The sequence below is a fragment of the Azospirillum sp. P4_B5 genome, from assembly GCF_056402275.1.
Genome location: NZ_JBFUHT010000097.1, coordinates 1 through 5038, shown reverse-complemented (window position 1 = coordinate 5038; position 5038 = coordinate 1). Strand labels below are relative to the sequence as shown.

At 60.5% G+C, this 5038-nt stretch carries 5 protein-coding genes; 3 read left to right on the top strand and 2 right to left on the bottom strand.

Features of this window, described 5'->3' with window-relative positions; genetic code table 11:
- On the bottom strand, window positions 1-349 hold a 349-nt coding region (locus AC1DVI_RS31850), incomplete at its 3' end, for a transposase (protein WP_476961387.1).
- Window positions 350-768: 419 nt separating this feature from the next.
- Between AC1DVI_RS31850 and nirK the strand changes: the two genes are divergently transcribed.
- The 3 genes from nirK (at window position 769) to AC1DVI_RS31835 (ending at window position 3304) form a co-directional block, all read left to right on the top strand.
- Entirely contained in the window at window positions 769-1833 is a 1065-nt protein-coding gene (gene nirK / locus AC1DVI_RS31845; RefSeq protein ID WP_476961386.1) for a copper-containing nitrite reductase, read from the top strand.
- A 156-nt stretch (window positions 1834-1989) separates the two neighbouring features.
- Window positions 1990-2616, top strand: coding sequence for an FmdE family protein (locus tag AC1DVI_RS31840; protein WP_476961385.1), 627 nt, complete (start codon window positions 1990-1992; stop codon window positions 2614-2616).
- 142 nt (window positions 2617-2758) lie between these two features.
- On the top strand, window positions 2759-3304 hold the full coding sequence (locus AC1DVI_RS31835) for a hemerythrin domain-containing protein (RefSeq protein WP_476961384.1): 546 nt from the start codon (window positions 2759-2761) through the stop codon (window positions 3302-3304).
- Window positions 3305-3576: 272 nt separating this feature from the next.
- Here AC1DVI_RS31835 and AC1DVI_RS31830 read toward each other — a convergent pair whose 3' ends face one another.
- Window positions 3577-4548, bottom strand: a complete 972-nt coding sequence (locus AC1DVI_RS31830) for a hypothetical protein (protein WP_476961383.1) — start codon at window positions 4546-4548, stop codon at window positions 3577-3579.
- Window positions 4549-5038: the final 490 nt, after the last annotated feature.

Genomic DNA, 5038 nt, shown 5'->3' with positions numbered 1-5038 from the left:
CCGTCACCAGCGCCTCGCGGAACAGCCAGATCGTCGTCCGGTCCGGAACCCGGTCGCCCAACCCCAGCCCGAGGAACCGCATGAACGACAGCCGGTCGCGCACCTGATACTCGGCCTGCTCGTCCGACAGGCCGTACAGCGCCTGGAGCCCCAGGATCTTGAACATCATCACCCCGTCCAGCGGCGGCCGCCCGCCCCGCGAGCGATCCTTGCGTCCCAGAGCCGCGTCAAGCGTCGGACGGAGAGCCTCGAAATCCACCACCGACAACAGACGCTCAAGCGGATCGCCGCTCTTGCTCAGCTCTGTGTAGCGATCCTGCAGATCGAACAGTCCAGGTTGCCCGGCCATGCTCCCCCACATCCCACTTCAGACCAAGGGAATCACGGGAACGCCAACAGCGCTACCGTTTTTCGAGACGTCCGAACGCGGTTCTCGAAGCCGAAATATGCAACCCTGGGCCGTGGCGGGGTGTCGCAGGGGATGCCGGGCCGGTGCCATGCTCCCAGCGGGACGGACAATGAGCCGCTTGGTGGCCTCATCAGCGTCCGCCTTGTGATTTGTGGTGTTTCTCAGTCCTTTGCAGGTCATTCACCCCTTCGACCCCCTCGCTCGGGCAGGCGATTTATTGAGATTGTGACAAAAGCGGTCAAAAACTTGGAAGGGATCGGGGCGTTGCGCCGGCTTCAAATTCTTGACGATCGTCAAGTAACGGGAACTTGAAATCTGGGACGTTGGCTTCAGAAGCAACAAACGTCCTGGATCGCATCATGAAAACCAAGAGCTTCCTCGCCACCGTCAGCGCCGCCGCCCTCATCGCCCTGTCCGGGGTTGGCGCTGCATCGGCCACCACGCTGTACGCCGAGCCGAAGGTCAAGGAGCCGGCGGTCGACATCGTCCAGGACCCCGCGGCGGTCCCGGCGCCGGAAGCGGCGGGCAAGCGCGCCCCCAAGACCCACAATGTCGTGCTGACCACGACCGAGGTCGAAGCCAAGCTGGATGACGGCACGACCTACACTTACTGGACGTTCAACAACAAGGTCCCCGGCCCGATGGTCCGCGTCCGTGTCGGCGATACGGTGAACGTGTCCATGACGAACGCACCCGGGTCGGTCATGAACCATTCCATTGATTTCCACGCGGCCACCGGTTTCCTTGGCGGCGGACAGATCACCCAGGCGGAGCCGGGCCAGACCAAGGAATTCTCGTTCAAGGCGATGGCTCCGGGCGTCTACGTCTATCACTGCGCCACCCCGATGGTCGCTCAGCACATCGCCAAGGGCATGTTCGGCCTGATCGTGGTGGAACCGGAAGGCGGCCTGCCGAAGGTCGACAAGGAGTTCTACGTCATGCAGCAGGAAATCTACGCCACCAAGGCGAAGAACCTGCCGGCCGCGGAGGACGATTACGACGGCTTGGTGAACGAGAAGCCCGGCTATCTGGTGTTCAACGGCGCCGTGGGTGGGCTGGTGAAGGACAAGCCGTTGAAGGCCAGTGTGGGCGAAACCGTGCGCATCTGGTTCGGTGTCGGCGGGCCGAACTTCACCTCGTCGTTCCATGTCATTGGCGAGATCTTCGATCGCGTCCACAACCTCGGTGCCCTGGACACCCCGCCGCTGAAGAACGTGCAGACGGTCACAGTGGCGCCGGGTGGAGCGACGATGGTGGAGTTCAAGGTCGACTACCCAGGCAAGTACGCCTTGGTCGACCACGCTCTGAGCCGTGCCACCAAGGGGCTCATCGGTATTCTGGAAGTCGATGGCAAGGCGGACGACAGCATCATTCTCGACAAGAGCGGCGACTCCCGTAAGCAGCTTGGCGAAATGAAGCATTGATCCCACCCTGATGGGATGCGCAGGGGGAGGCGGGGGTTAGACCCTGCCTTCCCCTGTTTGCATTCCGTGCTTGCCGCCGGCTCTTGGCCACGCCGAACGAGGTGCCGTTTGCGCAAGGACAAAGAGGCTCGGTCATCGTTGTGGCATGATCCGCCCATGACCTTTCCATCCTTTTATGATGCGGCGCCGCGGCTCGTCGTGCGCGATCCGTTGAGCGCGTTCCTCGGCGCGGCCGAGGGCGGCCTGCTTGATTACGGCTATGCCGATGCCGTGCGGCTGGCCGGCCATTCCTGCCCGACCGTCGCCGGCGCCTACCTGATGACCGTGCGGTCACTGGAGCATCTGTATCCCGACGAGGTGCCCGAACGCGGGGCCGTTGCGGTATCAGTTCGTGAGGCCGCCGACGAAGGTGTGGCCGGCGTGATGGCTGGCGTCGCCACGCTGCTGACCGGAGCGACGGAGAACACGGGCTTCAAAGGCATCGGTGGACGCTTCGACCGCCGGAACCTCCTGTCTTTCGGCGCCGGCATCCAAGGCGCGATGGCCTTCGTCCGCACCGACACGGGAATGGGCGTGCAAGCGACACTTGACGGCAGCGTCGTGCCGGCCGATCCAGCGATGCGCGACCTTTTGCAGCGCGTGCTGTCCCGCGCGGCCTCACCGGATGAAGCGGCGCAGTTCCGCACTCTATGGCAGGAGCGTGTCCGCCGCATGCTGGTGGACCACGCCGACGACCCACGACTGGTCAGCCTTACCGCTTGGAGTGGCCGATCCGGCGTGTAGCGATCGATGAGAGCGGCGATGGGATGTCGGCAACGGCATGCCACTCCTCTTTGCGATGCTCACCGTTTCGGCTGCCCTTTCGCGGGCGCCAATCCGAACGGGTTGGCACCGGCCCGTGACCTCCGTTCAAAAGGCTTCGGATATGCACACAGACAGCCAGACCGGCCAACTCCTGCACGACGATCATCACCGGACCATCGACCTTCTGAACGCTTTCGAAGCCTACCTCGAACGCACCACGGAGGAAGACATCCCACGTCTGGACGCGGACGGCCGCGCTCTGCTCGCCACCCTTGGCAAAGAACTGGACCAAGGCCTCGAACGGCATTTCACCTTGGAAGAACAGAGCCTTTTCCCGCCGATCGCCGCCGCCGGCGCTTACGAAATGACGGCCGATCTGTCGGCCGATCATGAAGCCCTGCGCCCGCTTGTCCGCCGCACCGCCCGGCTGTGTGCCCTGGCTCTGCGTGAGGGCTTCGATGAGGAAAGCTGGCCGGTCTTCCGCCATTTCGGACACCGGTTGATCGACGGCCTCGTTCTGCATATTCAAAAGGAAGAGACCGCACTGCTCAGGGCCGTCGATGCCGTGCTCACTCCGGCACAGGACGTCGCCCTTGCACGGGCTTACAGCGATGGGGAAGACGCGCGTGGCGGTGTGGATGAACGCAAACCATCGCCGCACATCTGACGCTTCCAGCAGGCTGAAGACATTGTCCGGGCGCGGTGGCGCTCAAGCGCATGATGGCGGTCACGACGCTACGACCGACGTCGCCGCCCATTGGGGCTTGGCGAAGAACACGATTTACCGTTGGGTGCGGGGCATGGCGGCGTTATTGATCCGCAAGAGTTTCGAAACGGCATGAGAAATGGTTGCGATACTATTTTGCCCAGTATTGGGGAACCGAATGGGAATGTGATCCGGAAGGAGGCAGAGCTCACCCCGCCTCCTTCTAACGCGCATCAATTCTTCTTTTCAGGGAATGCATCCTTGATCGTTTCGCTAAGCAAGTCGGAAAAAGCCTTCTCGATGGATTTTTCGTTATCCGACAGAGTCTTCAGTACGATGTCGTACATCCGTCCGCTGCTTTCGCTCTCGCTGACCACGGCGATCAGGTTGTGACCGACAGCGGTCGAGCCCGCCCTATCCGGCTGCCGCAGTGAAACGAGGCGAATTTGATCAGCGAACAGGTTTTCGGCCGGTGCGGTGGCGGTCAATCCATTGTAGACGGTGCCGATCTTTCGGTCGGCAAAGGTGAAGGTCGCTCGCGCTGCGGCACCGGCAACCACTTCGTCCTTCTTCGCCGTGTCGCCACCCTTGCTGACGAAGGGTTGTTCGGCAATGGCGAGCAGCACCGCGATCGATTTTGTTCCTGATCCGCGATCCACGGCCGCGGTATCACGATAAGCAAAGAGGTTCGGCGTAAGCGTGATGCCGCCTTCACCCGCCGAATCCATTGTCATTTGCAGGTAGAAGTTCGGAAATTCGGTTAAACCGGTGGATCTCATGTTGCTCTTGGTCAATGGAGCAAATTGGCCATCATCATTTTCGACGATTCCGCCGGGGCCAAACCGGCCGCGCGCAATGATCAAGCATTTTCTGAGCCGACCATCTTTCCAGAGGGCACTGGCACCGGTTGCCACGAATTCGCCATTCAAGTTGTCTTTTTTCTGCTGAAGAACATCCTTGATTACACTGAAGCTGAAATCGACTGCGACGGGAGCGAGAGCGATAAGAAGAGCGGGTACCGCAGCCACCGCTCCAGTCGGCGTCTGTGGCGCTGGCACCGGGCATTCGTCGTCGATCATGACCCGCGCCGCGGGTGCAGTCACCTCCTGTTTCAATTGAGGAGCCGGGGAATGTGCAGACGCCGTGATGCATCCCGCTAAGGCAACGGGAAGCAGCGAGACCAAAGCGCGGTATTTTTTGGGCATGCCTTTCTCCTATTTCTATCGTTATAGGCGTTTCACGCTCACAAAATGCTCGCATACCAAGAATTATCTTTGCACCAATTCCCTATTTTGTGCCATAATAATATTTGGGAGTTTGGCTTGCTCCTTTGTTGAGGAGTAACGAAAAAATTCCTCTTTGTCGGCAATGTCAAACATTGCCGCTGAGGCATTTTGTTCCCTTGGATACCCAGTATCACGCGGAGTAAACCCGCTCTTCCTTTTGGGGGATACATGAAGGAGATCACTGGATTGGTCTTTGCTTCCCTTCTTTTTGCAGGCACGGCGGAAGGGGCAGGAGAAATCGATGATGCCTTATTAGCGACGGAACACCTCGATAAACCGCCCCTAAGCGCGTGTTGATGCCGATGAGGGGGCACGCGGCTTGAAAGGCGGCGTTTTTTAGGGGCTGAACTCTCGGTTTTGGCTGAAAAGGCGGAAATATGCGGCGGTTTTGGCGCTATACGGGCGCAGT